We start from the raw sequence: 16,976 nt of genomic DNA, 5'->3' as shown, positions 1-16,976 counted from the left end.
ATATCCACACTGCTGACACACAAAAGTTAGACCCTTGTTAGGTCTATTTTCTTTAGATGTGTGACCGCAATGCGGACAAGCCTGAGAGGTGTAATGAGCATCTACTTTCACAGCTAAACTTCCAGACAACACAGCTTTGTAGTCAATGAAGCCGTGCAATTCGGCAAAGGACCAACGAGCCTTGTTACTGTTGGCTCGACGCTGCTTCTTCGACGCTTTCTTCCCTGTTTTTTTGGGTCTTGTCCGTTCTCGAATGTGGGTCAGATTCTCTAGTCCAATTAGCGTACCAACTGTTACAAGTTTTGCTGCTCCAATTTTGGCTACTCCAGAGCTAATCATTTCCAAATGCTTGGAGTAGCATTGGTAATTTACCTTGATTCGACCATCCAGTGTGATCACACTTACTTTCTGGTCTTTGACAAATGAGTAGTCACGCTGATAGTTCAATGTGCAGGTACGAGAAACGTATTTAGGTGGTTTATCTAAGCCTTTATATCGCTTCTTAGTACGACCTGCCTTAATCGCCTCCTCATTCTGTTTTATCTTTGTCCGCAATGACTTGTATGTTGCCCCAACTTGACGAGGAACGTTGCAAGCCATTTGTGATGGAAGCTTAAATTGCTCTCGCAACCTATAATAAACTTCCTTCTGGATTTTGGTGCCGTTGTAGGTTTTGCCCATATCAAAGGCAACAGCAGACGTGTAATTTAGGGCGTCCCTGTACGCCAAAGAAGTCACCCGGAGCTGTTCTTTTTGCTCCTGGGTGACTTCTAGTTTTAATTTGGCGGTTAGGGTTTGCAACATACTTGTTTCACGAAGTGAGTTTATAATAGCATTGTCGTGAAACAAACACAAGTGCTTGGACTGCTCCGTACCTAAGCTGTCCCGCCATTCCTCCCCCTCCTCAAAACGAGTGGGGGGAAGAATGGCATTTTAGTTTAATTTTAGCTTTCTTTGCCGGAATGTCTGCACAAAGTAACTAAAAAGTGATCAAAATCACATATTGGTGTTGCCGCAAATGCCAGACAGAGTTTAGCCAAACTTGTTAGGCTGTGGAAAACAGTAGGTATAACCAGAGGTAAAGCGTCTCCAAGCTGATGCTAATCTGTGAAGACCTAGCATCAGATGTAGTAGCTAGACCCCTTAACCATAGAAGTAACTGGATCGCTTTGTGCAACTACCTCAAAAAAAACCATTACTGCTTTGCGAGCCTGGAATGATGAGCGGTGTGAGCAACTCGAAAACGTCAGGCAAGGATTTATCGCGAGCGCGAATAAATTCCCTGGCGGTCAATTCCGCAGGCGTTGAATGTTACTTGACGCCCCTAAGCTCATCCATCCACAATCAAAACAACTGGTTCAAACCAGCTTGAACAAAAAACTCCTAAACCACCATGACTATTATATTTAAATCCCTAAGGGAGTTTTTTGGGGTTGCCTACCACTCAAGGATGGGTTGATGATTACTCCAGGTCGGTGGAGATGTTAAGACTGTGGGAATTGGATGAAAAAGACTCCTCATCAACCTGATCAAACGTTACATACAGACTGCCTGAAAAAGCCTGCAAGGAAAAAATATGTCTAGTCAGCACAACGGATTCACAATTCACTTTTGGGGCGTTAGAGGAAGTATTGCCTGTCCGGGTCCAGAAACAGTTCGCTATGGCGGGAATACCCCTTGTGTGGAAATGCGAGTGGGTAGGGAAAGGTTAATTTTTGATGGGGGTACGGGCTTGCGGGTGTTGGGACAGTCCATGCTCTCACAACTGCCAATAGAGGCTCATCTGTTTTTTACCCACTCCCACTGGGATCACATTCAAGGTTTTCCGTTCTTTGTTCCCGCGTTTATCAAAAGCAATCGTTTCTGTATCTATGGAGCGATCGCACCGAATGGTTCCACGATTAAGCAACGCCTCACTGACCAAATGCTCCACCCCAATTTTCCCGTCCCTTTACAAGTCATGCAAGCTGATTTGCAATTCTATGACCTGGAGGTTGGCGAAACTGTTGAGCTTGGAGAGATTACCGTCGAAAATACCCTGCTCAACCATCCCGGTGAAGCTGTGGGATATCGGGTGAATTGGCGGGGACATGCAGCCGCCTACATTACCGATACCGAACACCGAGCTAGTGGTTTAGATCAAAATATCTTAAAACTGATTCAGAATGTGGATGTGCTGATTTACGACGCCACCTACACGGATACCGAATATTATTCTCCGGCAACCAGCAAAGTGGGTTGGGGACATTCGACTTGGCAAGAAGGCATCAAGTTAGCCAAAGCCGCTAACGTGAAAACTTTGGTCATTTTTCACCACGATCCCTTACACAACGATGATTTCTTGGATCGAATTGGCGAAGAAGCCATTCAACACTTTCGCAATACCGTCATGGCTCGTGAAGGTTTGTCCATTTCTCTGGTGGAGTCGGCTATCTCCGAGCCAGTACCCCTGCAACAAGAGGCAAAAGCTTCTGTTTAATAGCATTTCCTACCTTATCTCTCCTACCAGATACCCGACTTCTTGAAGACGACGCCGGGTATTTAATCTAACTTGAACCTAAAGAATCAGTCAAGATCTAGCCACGACTCATTGAATGTGTAAAAATGTAAAGCGTGTGGGTTACTTCTTCTCTTGCCACTGCTTTAACACCAACTGCTGTTGCCCTAGGAAACTTTGACGGCATTCACCGAGGGCATCAACAGGTTATTCAGCCTATTTTGCAGTACTCTAGCCTTTTACCCCATGAGTCTGAACCGATAAATCCCCAGGAGAGGGTTAATCGGGAAGGAGAGCATATTTATCCGACTTTGGCAACCTTTTATCCCCATCCCCGTGAATTTTTTTCCGGTCAACCGTGGAAGCTATTGACTCCAAAACCTGAAAAAGTAGACCAGTTAAAGCGCTTGGGCATTGAACAACTGGTGCTGCTGCCATTTGACCGTGAATTGGCGGCATTAAGTCCAGAACAATTCGTGGACAAGATTTTAATTGAGCAATTGCGAGCCACCCATGTCAGCGTCGGAGAAGACTTTCGCTTCGGATATCGCCGGACTGGAACAGCGAAGGACTTGCAGGCGATCGCAGCCACTTATGGGGTTCAGGTTAGCATTGTTACCATCCAAACCTGTCAAGGTGAACGGATCAGCAGTTCCTTAATTCGCCAATCCCTTGAGGCAGGAGATATCCTCAAAGCTAATCGCTTATTGGGTCGTCCATACAGCATTAAGGGTCAAGTTGTCAAAGGGCAGCAACTAGGCAGAACCCTGGGATTTCCCACCGCCAATCTGGAATGGTTCCCCGACAAGTTTTTACCCCGCAACGGGGTTTACTGTGTGCGCGTCAGTAGTACCTCATTCCCTGACCAATGGGGGGTGATGAATATTGGAGAACGTCCTACCGTCAAAGGAACCTGCTTGACAGTTGAGATTCACCTGCTAAATTGGTCTGGTGATTTATACGGACAAACCATAACAGTGAGCCTAGAGCAGTTTTTGCGACCTGAAAAAACGTTTGCCTCCCTAGATGACCTCAGGAAGCAAATTCAGGCTGACTGTGCGGCGACGATAACTTTTTTTGAAACCCAGCAATAGGGAATGGGGGAGCGGTAATGAGAGAACGGATTGAGCAACTCAAAGAAAATCTGGCTCGGACAATTGTGGGTAAAGCTGATACCATTCGTTTAGTCTTGGTTGCTTTGCTCTGTGGCGGTCACGTTTTGTTAGAGGATGTGCCTGGAGTCGGTAAAACTCTGCTGGCAAAATCCTTAGCACGTTCTATTGATGGGCGATTCCAGCGGATTCAATGTACCCCTGACCTTTTACCTGCGGATATAACTGGGACAAATATCTGGAATCCGAGTAGTCGTGAATTTGAATTTCTCCCAGGTCCAGTCTTTGCCAATATTCTACTGACGGATGAAATTAACCGGGCAACCCCACGCACACAGTCAGCCTTACTGGAAGTGATGGAAGAACGGCAAGTTACTGTGGATGGGGTATCTCGCAACGTTCCCCAACCCTTTTTTGTAATTGCCACTCAAAATCCGATTGAGTATCATGGCACGTTTCCCTTGCCAGAGGCGCAAATGGATCGGTTTACCCTATCCTTATCCTTGGGTTATCCGACGCCTGAGGAAGAACTGCAAATGCTGCAACTGCATCAGGGGGGGATGGTGCTTTCGGATCTTAAACCCTGTATTTCAACCGAGGACGTTTTGGAGTTACAGCGTCTTTGTCAGCAGGTGCAAGTTGAACGGGAGTTACAGCAGTACATTCTCAACTTGGTACGGGCATCTCGTGAGGCGGAAGACGTGGTGTTAGGAGTTAGTCCACGGGGGACTTTGGCATTACAACGGGCGGCACAAGCTTTTGCATTTTTGGAGGGGCGAAATTATGCGATTCCCGATGATGTGAAGATGCTGGCACCTCATGTTCTGTCCCATCGTCTCATGGCAGCAGGGGGGCGACAGGCAAAGCCGATTGTTGAGCAGTTATTGCGTTCGGTAGCAATCCCTTAAGAGGATATGGGTAGAGACGTTCCGACAGAACGTCTCTACAAAGTTAATAGATATTGACGCTCCTCGCCCTACAAGTGCGAGGATTCTTGGTTCCTGGACACACCTTACAGCTATCTATCCTTGCGGCAATCCTTAAACCAAAAGCCCGTAGAAAACTACTAAGCGTCGAGTCTAAGTTAGATAACCCCAGAGGGCTTGTCTCCCCAAGCGTAATGGTACTTGTTGAGAGTGTCTTATAATCTGTTCCTCTCTTTCCCCATGTTCCCATCCGCCCGATGGTACATTTTTTAGCCTTATGACTAACGCATTGCTGCACTTTTGGAGGTATCGGCACTCGTTTGAGTCCATGCGTTTTTCAATCTTGTTACTCGCGCCTCATGTACTAGCATCACTTTACGTGATAGGCATCAATTGCTTGATTGGCGATACTCACGAATTTTTCGCCTGTGCTAGACTACTCTTGTACTGTAGCATATTAACTGCCACAATGTCCAGAAACAAAACGCTAAGAGTGAGATTATCGAATACCGAGTATGAAATACTCAAGACCTATGCAGAGGAAACGGATAGGATGCTGTCGGAAGTAGTTAGAGACTTCATCAAAAGCATAAGAAAAAAGCCGTCCTAGAAGGACGAGGCTTGAATCCCTTTACTTCCGGTCAGTAATTTTCTAAACCTATGTTTCCGATGAAATACCCTGTTCCTCAAAGTGATCCACCCAAATCGCCGAGGGAAACCTTGCCGACGATGTATGATCTGCCTAGTGAAAATCCGGAGGAACCTGGTTTGCCTGATGAGTTCCATGATTGGCAGGCACAATTGTTGAGCCTAACGTTCTGTCCGCCCTATTATCCGGCGGCGGAGGTGTTTTGTGCCAGTGACATGAACCTTTACTATGATGTACGTCATGCTCTGTGGTACAAACGACCTGATTGGTTTGGTGTGGTGGGTGTACCCCGATTGTATGATCAAGTCGATATGCGCCTGTCTTACGTCGTTTGGCAAGAGGGTGTCAATCCGTTTGTCGTGGTGGAGTTACTGTCTCCTGGGACAGAAAAAGAAGATTTAGGGGAATTAGAAGCGGACAGGTTGCCAGATGAGCCAAGTTCGCTGGAGGGTAATGGACAAGCACTTGAGTCTCAGTCTACTCAGACTCAATCTAAGGACAAACCGCCGCGAAAATGGCAGGTTTATGAACAGATTTTACGGATTCCTTACTATATCGTTTTTAGCCGTTATACTAATCAGCTCCGCGTCTTTAAACTAGAGGGGGCGTGTTACCAAGAATTAAAGTTACCCGAATCGCGAGTATGGATGAAGGAGTTAGGGCTAGGTTTGGGATTATGGCAGGGTGAGTTCCAAGGCATTGAACGGTTGTGGTTACGTTGGTATGATGCTGAAGGAAACTGGATTCTGACTGAGGCAGAACAAGAGCGACAGCGAGCTGAGGAGGCAGAATCTAAGTTAGAATCATTGCTTCGGCGACTGCGGGAATCCGGAATTGACCCTGATACATTTTGGGAAGGTGAGCAATAACAAATGACAAATGACAAAATACAATCTGCGATCGCAAGTCATTTTATTTGGGCTGGTACTGGTTTGGAGTATCCTCCTCGGTGGCGGTATGGCAGGGGTTTTAAAGGCAGCAGAACCACCCAAACCCCCGAATTCAGAAACACTGGTGGCAATTAACACCATTGATCCCATTCCAGAGCGCTATCAGACGGGGTTAAAACTGTACTTGGAAAACTGTGGCAGTTGTCATGTTGCTTTACCCCCCGAAATCCTACCAACCCAAACCTGGCAAACTCTGTTATTAGAACCAGAACAGCATTATGGGCAAAAGTTAGAGCAGATTCCGCGCCCGTTTATCTTCATTGTCTGGAATTATTTACGCACCTTTTCTCGTCCTTTAGGGGAAGATGAGCAAACACCCTATCGTGTAACTGAATCACGGTATTTTAAAGCACTTCATCCCCGTGTTGATTTACCTCCGACGTTGACGGCGGCTGGGTGCATCAGTTGTCATCCAGGAGCAAGAGATTATGACTATCGGCGTTTAACCCCAGAATGGGATGATGCACGTAAATCAGCTTATTAGGGAAATCGCCCTAGAGGATTTGGGCGAATCGGAACGGTGCGATCGCGGTTTCGGTTTTCCCAGATCCGGTGGGGGCGCGAAGGAGGACATTTTGGCGGTTGAGGAGGCGTGCGATCGCATCGGCTTGTAGTAAGGGCTTCAGCCCTAGATTCCGCCCTAGTAACATGCGCCAACCCAACCTACAGGATAGAGGTTGAAATCAAACAGTTACGTTGGCATTTAGTTGCAGTTCACATTCATTAAAAACATAGTTAACAGCCGCAAATAGTTGATCCAAATTCTGAAGTAGATAGCGATTAATATTTTGAGTAAATGACATATTTTCTAACTTACCAAATTCCCAATACTTTTCATTTTCCAGATATCGACTTGAGTTTTCTGAAACACCAGTCCAGCGCAGCATTGCCAACAGAGTTTTTATTCGCGGTACATCCTGTAAACGCTCAAATTCTGGAGCGATGTGTTGACAAATATAATCCTCGAATTTTCGCAAACATTGTTGTTGATCCGCTTGAATATAATCAGCTTTGTAAGCTGCACTCGCCCATTTACGGTTTTGGAAAAGTTGAGTATATCGCCTTTGGTAGTTAGTTATTGAAAATCGATTAATGTTAATTTTTATAGCTCCCATACCTAGAGGTTTCCCCATACCTAATGACAGACGGTAGTCATCATTATTAGCAAGATTGAGAAGCCAGAGTAAAGCACCTAATTCAACGTCACTGAGATTTTCAAACCAAATAGTAAAGTCAAAAGATATATTTTCTTTAATCGGCTTAATATTAGTATACTGAGAAGGAGCTTTTTCAATTTCCTTTGTGTCCTCCTCTTCTATCTGGCTTTGTTTGACATTTCCTTGATGCCAATACAGCTTGTGACCGCGAATTGCAGTTTCTTTAGGTGAGCTGGCATAATGTTTTAGCTCTTCGGGCTTGTCACTAATCTGTACTAAGTAATGCTGAAACGTAGTAGGTTTTGGACTCGCTAAAATTTTTGGAGTAATTGCTCGGTTAGCATTAGTCGTTAGCCAGATATTTTGATCGCCCGTTTTTTTGCACTTGGCATCACTAACAAATACTCGTCCGGCTTTAGTTTGTCCTTCTTTTTGTTTTTTGTCTTTAGCAAAGCCAAAGATGGCATCAGTTATATCTAGCAAGGGTGAATTGTACGAGTAGTCAGACAAAGTTTTATACTCACAACAAGGAATAAATTCTTGAATTGACTTCTGATAGGGTAAACGGAACATCATGGTATGTCCAAAAAACACCAATTTATTATCTTCCATCAAATAAAACACCGGATGCATATTTTTTAAAACACCCTCTTGATTTACCAATATTTCCTCTTTCTGTTTTTTGGTGATTTGCTCTTTGTAATCTTGAAGCATTGAGTCAGGAATTGGTATTGATTTTACCGATTCATCAGGTAAGCCAATTACACACTCCATCTTTTTTTTAGGCATATCACCTGTTTTAACTAATACTCCCGATGACTTATCACGATATCCCCAAGGTGGAGTTGCCTTGGCATAATACAATTCTATAAAACCTCCTTTGTGAGGATGCCAGCTTATTGGATCAACATGAACAGTTACTTTACGCGCATTATAGATGTCATGCCAGCGTCGTTGTACTAACTGCTTAATTTGAGATTTTTCAATTTTTGCAAAAGATGCACCTTGTACCAGTTTTTTAGCTGGTTGAATAGCCCAACCAGAACCCGCTGATACAATATAGCCAGCTTGCATTAAAAAAGAGTATTTTTTATCTCCTTCTTCTCGGAGTAGACGATCGCGATAAGCTTCTTTTAATGAAGGATGAATAAAATCTCTGTAAATTAGTTTTTTATCTGTGACTTTATCAATTTTGCTGTAACTGATAATTTCAATTATTGTCCGAAGCATTCCTCGAATACTGCTACCGGGAATAGTCGGCAATAAATTTGCCGGATTTTCAAAGAACGAAGAAAGTCGATTACGCTTTTCTTCTTTTTCGGCATCCGTCAACTCATCATCAGGTTTGCTGCCGAATTTAGCAAAATCAGTTGGTGTCATGCCACAGCGTATGTATAGTGGCGAAGATGTCGTGATTGTACAATCTATTTGACCAGTATGGCGTTTGATTTTAATGGTATTTTCTTGACTAATTTTATGTTCCGAATAGTCGTGATAGCAACTCCTGTCAGGCAAAGGTTCTGCTGGAACGATTGCGTCAGGTAATTCCACAAAATTGTAAGGTGCGATCGCTATCCTGTTAGAGTTTTCAATTTTATCAATATGCTTAGGATTCATAGTTCAGTTTCCTTATGATTCAGTGAATTAACTTAATCTCTATTTATCCTCTAACTCTTGGTCAAAGCTAACACCTTCATACAGCAGGTCGATCGCACACTCAAACTCAATACTTTCTAAAGCGATCGCTTCCCCAGCTTCATACTCATAATAAAGCCACATCTTACCTTCTCCTCTACGATAAACCTCAACTACTATTTCTTCTGAACCCACTAAGACGTATTCTTGCAAACTCGGAATCTGGCGATAATACTTGAGTTTTTTCGTGCGATCGTAATTGGCTGTACCTGGAGAAAGAACCTCAACAATAACTGTAGGCTGTTGAATAAAATCGCGAGCTTTCAAATCATCAGGATCGCAACTGACAACTAAATCGGGATAGAAATAGCGACTATTTTTACGAGCCTGAACTTTCGCATCTGACACATTAACTCGACAGCCCCTCTGACGGATATGAGGATATAAAGTCCTGTAGAAGTTAAGGGCAATGTCATTATGAGGAAGAGTTCCCCCTGTCATAGCAAAAATTTCGCCGTCAATATATTCATGGCGAAATTCTTGCTTGGCTTCCCATTCTAAGTATTCTTTAGCTGTCATTTTTTGATGGTGTTCGCGAGTGGTAATCATAATTTGCTCCTTAATGAAAATTATTCTTATTTTAATCTGAGTTCAATGCTATTGAGACAAATAACTAAAATCTAAGTATTGCTATCAAAATATAAATCAACCAGACGACTCAGATAAATTCTTGCTACACCACTTTCGTCATAATCAATATAATGACGTACTTTTAAACGTAAGGGTCGAGAATCTTTACCTTTAAAACTCCCACTTAAAGGTACAGCGTGTTTTAAACCTTGAGAACCATCTGACACTAAAGTAAATCCATTGGATTCCTTCTCTGCTTTAGTTCCCCAAAGAATTTGGTCTTCAGGTATATAGTCCTCTTCTGACAGATATTTATCCTCAATGGAACGTGCTTTCCAGTCGTCTTGACCCACTTTCCAGAGCGTCACTTCAGTATTTTTGCCAAAGATTCGACATTGTTGGAGGGTGCAAAGACGCAACTTAGTCAGCTGGGGAAACACGTCATCATCTCCAGATGTTACTAGCTGATAGTTTTGTTCCCTAAAGTGTCCCCAAATTATCCCGTCTTCAGCATGAGCTAATAAGTATTGCAATTCATACTGCTTTGCCTTGGCTTTTAACCAATTGTACAAAGTGGGATCATTTATAATATCTACAGTATCTTTAATAGGTTGACAATCCGGTTTATTCATTAACTTTCACCACCTCAGTTGGATAATTGACTAAATGTTGAACAAATTCTTCTAATCTGTCATAGTCACTCACTTCAAGAGGTTTGTTTTCACCTGCTTGAACAATTGTCCATTCCTCTTTCTGCTGTATTTTTTTTTCCTTATCCCATTTGTGCCAGGTCAATGTTGCGTCTTTTCCCTGTAATCTTCCTCGTCCAATACTACTTTCCCCACCTACAGGTAAATCACTTGTCCATAAATCTTTGAGTAATAGCAGAAGTAAGCCTATTTCATAATCTTTCGGGTTACGCAACTCTAGTTCAACAGTGACAATTGTTTTATCACTACCAAATATAGGTTGTTCGTCAAATAATGCCCCGTGATATGCTCCTCCTGTAAAGCGATCGATAGCAATGCGGTTTTGCACCAAGTCAGCCGTATTTTCGATAACGCTTTCATGTACCACTAGGCGACTTGCTTTTGCTTGTTTACTGTTTTTTTCCACAAAGCCGAATAAGTCATTGACAATTTTCTCCGGCTTGTTCAAGGTATTAACAATACGTTCAGCGCGATGGCGCAAAACACCTGCTAGACTGGTTCCAGACAGCACAGGTTTGAGTTCACCGTCTCGATGCGATCGCAAATGCACCACATCAGGCGCACAACCCGTGGAGTCTTGACCTGAGCGAATGAGCAAGGGACTGGCGAGTTTAAAGGTAGCTTGGAGGAAGAAGCGATCGCGCCTATCCGGTTGTGTGGGAGTGACTCCCAGTGCGGCTGCGATCGATTGGCTGGTGGTGGGTGGCTTGGCGTAGGGTTTTGACCAAGAACGATCAAGACTCAACCAGGCGACGCGATCGCGATGTTGTCTTAAATCAAATTCCCAGACTTGCCATTCGTCTACATGACAGCGACCAAAACCCCGCCGCTTTTTCATCCCGATGCTGATTTCACCAGACTTTAATCCCTCTAAGGCTAGAGCTAATGCTTCTCTTAGCTGATTCTCATCGTTTTCCCGATCAATCAGCAATTCAAAGTTAAGCGGAAACTGAGTTCCTGCTGATAATAATTCCAAGTCATATTTGGCTTGGTCAGCCGCTGTCCCCGTTGCACTATCTATTTTTACGCCATCTCGCAGCTCAATTCGAGGACTATCACGGCTGAGAGCATCATCAATAATTAAAGGACTTTGCGTATCTTGCTTTTTGGTATCTAACTTCTGCTGTTCGGGTAAATGTTTTTCATCGTCATAGGCAAATAAGTCACCAAATAGTTTTGCTGCTATATCCTGACGACGTTCACTTTTGCCGTAGTCACGCTTATACTCATGTAAATAATTTCGTAAGGCTCCAGCAATGGATGAACCCGTCAATAAAGCTTTAGCACTGATACTGTCACGCAACAGCATTAAATCCGTAGGACCTTCAGCATCACCATTGCCTAAACAAGTGGGCGTATCTAGAACCAGCACACCACACACAATAATCCGCTTGACAATATGTCGCCCTTCACATTCTCTACTCATTATTGTTCTCCTTAGTTGCTTGCTTGGCAACTGCCATGATTAGGCGTAGCGTGTATTCTAGTTTCAGCCTATCGATCTGTTCATATGGTACTGATTCACTAGCAACTCTAACGTCTAACTTTCCTGAATCCAGCCAATTACTTGGGTTATATAACCATTCAAAAATCAGCGTTTTCAGTGTTTTTCCATTTACTTTTGTAGTTTCAAATTGAGTATCAGCGTTCTTGGGAAGATTGTTCAGCAGTTCAATTACTGGATTTTGACTCTCCTCAGCCAGCGCTTGTCTGGCTACAATCATCAGTCGAGAAAGTTGGCTGTTAGTCATCTTGTTGGGGTTAAGCTGGGTAGAATTAACTTTCTCTAGAAGTAGCCTCTCCAGCTTTTGCTCCAACAACCGCTTTGCCATCTGTCTGGCTATTTGACTCTCTTCGGAGTTGGGTTCTAGCTGTGGCTCAGTCCAGTCAGTCTCTGATTCTGAGTTTAGGAATCTAGCAGTAAATCTTGGATGGTCTTCCAACCAATTCACCGCTACTCGCCCAAAACCATCAACCCGCCTTTCACCAATTCCTTGATTTTCCAGGTTAATAATTCGGTCAGGATTAAGTTTACCGTTATGCTTGAATACAAAAACACTACCTGCTGCTAAAGCTGGCACTTGAGGTAAAGGCAATCCCCATTTTCGGTTAAATCCCCCCACGATTAGACTACTGGTATAGCTAGATTGTGGTTCTAGCTTCACCTCTAGTAATTTTTCCAGTAACTCAGTTAAAGGATTAATGGCTTGAGATATTTCATTCGAGCCTGAATTCTTTGGTGGTATGGCGACATACTGACCCCATTCATCTCGTAAAATCAGGTCACTCAGGAGAGTAATGCGTAGAATCTCGCGATCGCACCGTTCTTCAAAGTCAGCGAACTCTGTCCCCAGTTCGTGCCAAGTCTCAGGTGCTTCTACGCGATCAACTTGGCTCTGTCCGTAACCTGCACTCTGAGAACCCCCTAACCATAGTTCCTTTGGCTCTAGTAAAGGTTTAATTTTCTCTACATCGTCAGCCTCATCGCAGAGAATTACCGCCTGAAACGTTTGTCCTGCATCTAGAGCCTCGTAGCGGAAGACAGCACCGCTTCCTTCAATACCTCTACCTCTTTTGCGATCGCGTTGATTATGAATATTAATCCGGCGTTGTTCCCGGTAAAGGACAACATCTTCATTATCGACAGTACAAAACTCGGCTTCTAAGGATTTGTAGGAAATATTCGGGTTGGGTTGATCATAGCTGAAATCATAAATAATTATCTCTTCTGACTTAGAGAAGTCAGCACCTTTTTTCTTCAACCAGGAACGGGGTATAGGCAGAGTACGCTTTTCTTCAACCTTGCTATACAAATAGGCATTCAAATAACGAGTACTGCCATCAAAGAATAATCGCCTTACATCTGGAAATTTTGAGTCATCTAAAATATCATCGGTGCTTCGCAATCCGTGACGCTGGAGATATCGACCAATTAACACACCTCGAATCATGCTACCGGGAATGTACGAATACGATACATCACTGTTAGGATCGCCTTGAAGTGAAGTCGCCAATATAGGCTGCTGAGTATGCAGTAAAAATGTAATGGCTTTCATACCCGTGTCTCCTGCTCAAAATAACGGAGATGGTTTTGAGTAATTTCTTTACCCGTTGAATCATACAGCGTGCAACATACATGACCCCGCCCTCGGTTGCGTCCACTCCCAACCCGCCGCAGTGCCAATATACCAACGGCTAGAAGTGCTAGCATATCTGCTGTTGGAGTTTCTTCAAACAGTAGGGAAGCCGTAAAACACAAGTCTCGCAGAACAACTCTACTAGACCGCAAGCTATGTTCGGCAGGTGCGCCGTCTTTGGGGTCAATAGCCGTTTGGCGGCGAATCGTTGTCAGGGAAGAGAGAACATCTGATTCTGTTAGCTTCCTCTGATGTTTAGGACGTGTCCTTTCTTGGTCGAGTTGTCGTCCTACTTCTGTTCGCAAGTCTTTTGGTAAACAAGCATCCCCGACGTGCATTTTAGAGATAGTTTCGAGGGTGCTACCAGAAATGCCAAACAGATGACTAGCTGTCTCTTGCCAACGGGAGCGGCATTCTTCAGGTAACATGACTACTATATTGTCGCACTCCTCACTCAACAATCCTTTGAGAGTTCGTCCCCGCAAATAGGGAAATCCATTAGAATCATGTTCGACTTCCTGGTCAACTAAACCGGCTACTCCATCCCCTTGTCCAAAGGTCGTGTCACTCAAGAGTTTAATTTTCAGATGGTAAATTTTCATGATTTTTTTCCTCTAGGGGGACATGAAACTCCATTGCTTCAATCGCATCAAAGTAGGCACAGATTCTCTCATTTGTTCTAGGATCGTCAGTCCAGCCATTTTGATGAAGGTCATCCGTTTGTGCTGCTGAAAAACGGGGCAAATAGTCCTTATGCAAACCATAAACTTGCAAAAACTGTTTAGTTTTATCTGAACCTTGGCGTAACTGTTCCCGTAAAGCAATAACCTTATTACGACGACCTACCCAATTGGGATGAGTATTCAACTCGCGGACAACTTGGGAAAAATCCATCCAATTTCGCCAATCACTCTCAGAGTGTAAATATACAGGTCGCATGGTTAGATTGCCTTCAGGGACTTGATATTCTCGCTTACGAATGTCGCTGATTGAGCCTAATAACCCGCTAGCACCGATGTGCCAGTCAAGTGCAGAAAAATCTGAGATTCTCAATCGTTTTTTTTCATCAAGCACAAAGTTTTTAGCATTTTTGCACAACGCCTCACTTAATTGATAAGCTCTGGCAAATGGATAATGAGTTTTGACAATGGCAATCCCTGCACAAGCCGTTAATTTTTTGCCATCGGGAATATTTGCTGTTTCCGCTTCAAAGGCTTTGAGGTAGAGTGCAGCTAAGGTTAATCCCAAACGTCCATCACAAACAAAAGTGACATCATCACCGCCATAAACAATTGGACGACAGGGTATATACTTTTTTCCGTCTCTTTCGGTAACTGCAAACTGTTCCAACAATTTACCTTGTGCTAATTGAAGTACTTTATTAGCAACAACTTTGAGAGCTTTTACTCCGGCTTGATTTACTTTCTCAGAGAGGTCACGCATACGCATGATATACTCTCGATCTGATTGAGATTGATTCCCGTACTCTTTGAAGCGATCACCCATACCATTGCCATCAGCATGAACAATAGCCATATAACTACTGCTCCCTTCAGTGCGACCTAAATCATCAACATCATAAGGAACTATGTAATCACCGAGATTCAAGCTTTCACCTTTAAATATAGTCGTGATTAGCTTTTCATTGGCTGGCGCATCATTTTTTGGATCGACTGTTCGGAGTTTTTCAACGATTTCTCTGGAGACAGGATAACTGGTAGGAACACTGTAGTGATCGCTGGTATCTACGGCGACTAATCCAGTAGAAAGACAGTTAGCTGTTACGCCTAAGCCCAGTAATGGTACAGAAGGATTATACTCGCGTTTCTTTTGCTCCAGTTTTTTGATTACGCTATCAACCGTTTTGCTGAGTTTATTACCCCATTCAAAGGGTTCACTATGAGCGACTACAATTTTTAGACCAGGTGCTTCTCGCAATATCTTTTGGCTTAAGGTTTTGGTAAATCTGATGGCACAATCTATATCTTTGAAAAGAATAACGGCATTACCACCTCCGGTGTAGACTAATTCAGCATCAAGATTATCATTTTCAATTCTTTTCTCTTGTTGATTGCCATCTGGGATATAAACATTATCTCCAAACCTTTGCCACAAAACCTGTTTAACCCAATAATTGGTTGCTTTAGCCACTAGGTAGGATGCACCGATGTTTTCCCGCAGGCGATTGCTGCCAAATATGTAGGTTTGTATTCCCGTTGTATCAATTACACTCACAATATATTTGCTCATGGTGCATACTAATTTTGTGGACTATTCTCACGAATCCATTGAGTTATTTTTTTTGCAAATTTATTTGGCTTAAGATCGTTACATCCAAAAACAGCAATTTTTTTGTCTCTGACAGTAGCTTCTAAGTCCCGTTTAACCAGATTGGGATTGTTGTTCAAACAAACTAATGCTACCCGTGCTTCATCGCCTCCGAGTTGTTTTGCTCTTAAATGAGCCTCAAATAGCTTTTGTTTGCAAGTGGCTTTATCGTGAGCAGTCGTACAAGACAAGGCAAATAGTTGATAATCTCGCATGAAGGCAACGTCAAATTCAAATCTATCATATCTATCATCTGTATTATCAGGATCATCAATATGAAATGACATTGCACTTTCGTGAATATCAGGAAACTGTCCAGATATATTTTGAATTTGACGGAGAACATAATGCTCTAACCAAATGCCACTTAGCCAAGAGCCAACATCACTTAATGAACTAAATCCTTTGTCTTTCGATGCTTGCAAGCAGAGTTCGTTATTAGAATTCAACATTTTATACTTTTGCAAAACTTGCTTGATTTTCTCTGGCGCTCCATCTAAACTAATTCCCGTAATTTTTATAAGCTCTGTATCGTCATGCCAGAAACCATATTTATCCTTAGTTTTGGGATGTAGCATTTCTTTGCACCATCTCCACCATTGCTCTCCAATACTATCTGTATTTTTGGGAGTGACAGACAAATAAGCATCAAGAAACTCCTTGGCTGCATCAGGTAACAGGGGTCTATCGCTGGGCTTCTTGTTTTCTTTCCAAGGTAAATCGTGTAACTTGAATAATTCTTCTAATTTAACTTTTTCTTTTATGTGTTCTGATTGAGGAGAGTTATCATCCCTATCGATGACCATTTTCAAACTTCGAGCATCCAGATAACTAAATATGGGATCATTAACACCTAAAGCATCCAAGAAGGCTCGATAACTGTGAACAGACATTGCTTTAGTGCCGCCTGTATAATTTAAACCAAACTTCTGAGCTGGATTGGTTTTTGCTATGTCTTCTACTTTGTTTTTAATTATGTTCCAAATGAAATGAGAATTAGCCTCTTTGTTACCTAACGAAATAGTCTGAATAGTTATAGTTATAGATGCCAACCTTCTCTTGATGCAATCTGCTTGAGTCGCTGTGTCTGTGCTGTGTACTAAATAAACAGTACCACCATCTTTGAGCAACATCCTCGTCGTAATGTAGTTAGGTAGAGGATTTTCCCCAATGAGCAAAAACAGATGATCGACTTTGTACTTATCCAACTCAGATGTGTTCATAGTGGCTAACCTGTGTATGAAG

At 43.0% G+C, this 16,976-nt stretch carries 15 protein-coding genes; 5 read left to right on the top strand and 10 right to left on the bottom strand.

All coding sequences use genetic code 11. From position 1 onward, the window contains the following. On the bottom strand, positions 1-804 hold an 804-nt coding region (locus RIM23_RS09300; protein ID WP_446366418.1), incomplete at its 3' end, for a zinc ribbon domain-containing protein. Between the two features lie 772 nt (positions 805-1,576). Here RIM23_RS09300 and RIM23_RS09295 point away from each other — a divergent pair. From RIM23_RS09295 to RIM23_RS09275, 5 genes are all read left to right on the top strand, one after another. Beyond that, positions 1,577-2,479, top strand: coding sequence for an MBL fold metallo-hydrolase (locus RIM23_RS09295; RefSeq protein ID WP_446366416.1), 903 nt, complete (start codon positions 1,577-1,579; stop codon positions 2,477-2,479). A gap of 134 nt (positions 2,480-2,613) precedes the next feature. Next, a complete protein-coding gene (locus RIM23_RS09290; RefSeq protein ID WP_446366414.1) occupies positions 2,614-3,591 on the top strand; it encodes a bifunctional riboflavin kinase/FAD synthetase in 978 nt (325 codons plus the stop codon). Between the two features lie 17 nt (positions 3,592-3,608). Then, entirely contained in the window at positions 3,609-4,517 is a 909-nt protein-coding gene (locus RIM23_RS09285) for an AAA family ATPase (RefSeq protein ID WP_446366412.1), read from the top strand. A 678-nt stretch (positions 4,518-5,195) separates the two neighbouring features. After that, entirely contained in the window at positions 5,196-6,053 is an 858-nt protein-coding gene (locus RIM23_RS09280) for a Uma2 family endonuclease (RefSeq protein WP_446366411.1), read from the top strand. A 10-nt stretch (positions 6,054-6,063) separates the two neighbouring features. Next, complete coding sequence (locus tag RIM23_RS09275) at positions 6,064-6,618, top strand: cytochrome C (RefSeq protein WP_446366409.1); 555 nt, start codon at positions 6,064-6,066, stop codon at positions 6,616-6,618. A gap of 10 nt (positions 6,619-6,628) precedes the next feature. Here the strand turns inward: RIM23_RS09275 and RIM23_RS09270 are convergent, their stop codons facing one another. The 9 genes from RIM23_RS09270 to RIM23_RS09230 form a co-directional block, all read right to left on the bottom strand. After that, on the bottom strand, positions 6,629-6,784 hold the full coding sequence (locus tag RIM23_RS09270) for a DEAD/DEAH box helicase (RefSeq protein WP_446366407.1): 156 nt from the start codon (positions 6,782-6,784) through the stop codon (positions 6,629-6,631). 33 nt (positions 6,785-6,817) lie between these two features. Next, positions 6,818-8,908: a TIGR03986 family type III CRISPR-associated RAMP protein gene (locus RIM23_RS09265; protein ID WP_446366405.1), complete on the bottom strand. Its 2,091-nt coding sequence runs from the start codon at positions 8,906-8,908 to the stop codon at positions 6,818-6,820. 39 nt (positions 8,909-8,947) lie between these two features. Beyond that, positions 8,948-9,535, bottom strand: a complete 588-nt coding sequence (locus tag RIM23_RS09260; protein WP_446366403.1) for a Uma2 family endonuclease — start codon at positions 9,533-9,535, stop codon at positions 8,948-8,950. Between the two features lie 71 nt (positions 9,536-9,606). Continuing rightward, positions 9,607-10,188 carry a type III-D CRISPR-associated protein Csx19 gene (gene csx19 / locus RIM23_RS09255; protein ID WP_446366401.1) on the bottom strand — a complete coding sequence of 194 codons (582 nt, stop codon included), beginning with the start codon at positions 10,186-10,188 and terminating at the stop codon, positions 9,607-9,609. Continuing rightward, positions 10,181-11,692 (bottom strand): RAMP superfamily CRISPR-associated protein, encoded by a 1,512-nt coding sequence (locus RIM23_RS09250; RefSeq protein ID WP_446366399.1) that lies wholly within the window; start codon positions 11,690-11,692, stop codon positions 10,181-10,183. The genes csx19 and RIM23_RS09250 overlap by 8 nt, the downstream gene beginning before the upstream one ends. Further along, positions 11,685-13,322 (bottom strand): RAMP superfamily CRISPR-associated protein, encoded by a 1,638-nt coding sequence (locus RIM23_RS09245; protein ID WP_446366397.1) that lies wholly within the window; start codon positions 13,320-13,322, stop codon positions 11,685-11,687. Before RIM23_RS09245 ends, RIM23_RS09250 begins: the two co-directional genes overlap by 8 nt. After that, on the bottom strand, positions 13,319-14,005 hold the full coding sequence (locus tag RIM23_RS09240) for an RAMP superfamily CRISPR-associated protein (protein ID WP_446366395.1): 687 nt from the start codon (positions 14,003-14,005) through the stop codon (positions 13,319-13,321). The genes RIM23_RS09245 and RIM23_RS09240 overlap by 4 nt, the downstream gene beginning before the upstream one ends. After that, the gene (locus RIM23_RS09235) at positions 13,980-15,653 is read right to left on the bottom strand and encodes a Cas10/Cmr2 second palm domain-containing protein (RefSeq protein WP_446366393.1); all 1,674 of its coding nucleotides are present in this window, start codon (positions 15,651-15,653) and stop codon (positions 13,980-13,982) included. The genes RIM23_RS09240 and RIM23_RS09235 overlap by 26 nt, the downstream gene beginning before the upstream one ends. An 8-nt stretch (positions 15,654-15,661) precedes the next feature. Beyond that, on the bottom strand, positions 15,662-16,954 hold the full coding sequence (locus RIM23_RS09230) for a Card1-like endonuclease domain-containing protein (protein ID WP_446366391.1): 1,293 nt from the start codon (positions 16,952-16,954) through the stop codon (positions 15,662-15,664). Between the last annotated feature and the right edge of the window lie 22 nt (positions 16,955-16,976).

The organism is Coleofasciculus sp. G3-WIS-01, assembly GCF_040223135.1.
Lineage (GTDB): Bacteria > Cyanobacteriota > Cyanobacteriia > Cyanobacteriales > Coleofasciculaceae > Coleofasciculus.
The sequence above is the reverse complement of the archived record's forward strand: the minus strand, read 5'-3'. Positions and strand labels throughout refer to the sequence as shown.

Excerpts from the sequence above, each read along its gene's own strand:
- RIM23_RS09295 (WP_446366416.1), top strand. The coding sequence starts at position 1,577 with ATGTCTAGTCAGCACAACGGATTCACAATTCACTTTTGGGGCGTTAGA.
- RIM23_RS09285 (WP_446366412.1), top strand. The coding sequence starts at position 3,609 with ATGAGAGAACGGATTGAGCAACTCAAAGAAAATCTGGCTCGGACAATT.
- RIM23_RS09280 (WP_446366411.1), top strand. The coding sequence starts at position 5,196 with ATGTTTCCGATGAAATACCCTGTTCCTCAAAGTGATCCACCCAAATCG.
- RIM23_RS09275 (WP_446366409.1), top strand. The coding sequence starts at position 6,064 with ATGACAAAATACAATCTGCGATCGCAAGTCATTTTATTTGGGCTGGTA.
- RIM23_RS09270 (WP_446366407.1), bottom strand. The coding sequence starts at position 6,784 with ATGTTACTAGGGCGGAATCTAGGGCTGAAGCCCTTACTACAAGCCGAT.
- RIM23_RS09265 (WP_446366405.1), bottom strand. The coding sequence starts at position 8,908 with ATGAATCCTAAGCATATTGATAAAATTGAAAACTCTAACAGGATAGCG.
- RIM23_RS09260 (WP_446366403.1), bottom strand. The coding sequence starts at position 9,535 with ATGATTACCACTCGCGAACACCATCAAAAAATGACAGCTAAAGAATAC.
- csx19 (WP_446366401.1), bottom strand. The coding sequence starts at position 10,188 with ATGAATAAACCGGATTGTCAACCTATTAAAGATACTGTAGATATTATA.
- RIM23_RS09250 (WP_446366399.1), bottom strand. The coding sequence starts at position 11,692 with ATGAGTAGAGAATGTGAAGGGCGACATATTGTCAAGCGGATTATTGTG.
- RIM23_RS09245 (WP_446366397.1), bottom strand. The coding sequence starts at position 13,322 with ATGAAAGCCATTACATTTTTACTGCATACTCAGCAGCCTATATTGGCG.
- RIM23_RS09240 (WP_446366395.1), bottom strand. The coding sequence starts at position 14,005 with ATGAAAATTTACCATCTGAAAATTAAACTCTTGAGTGACACGACCTTT.
- RIM23_RS09235 (WP_446366393.1), bottom strand. The coding sequence starts at position 15,653 with ATGAGCAAATATATTGTGAGTGTAATTGATACAACGGGAATACAAACC.
- RIM23_RS09230 (WP_446366391.1), bottom strand. The coding sequence starts at position 16,954 with ATGAACACATCTGAGTTGGATAAGTACAAAGTCGATCATCTGTTTTTG.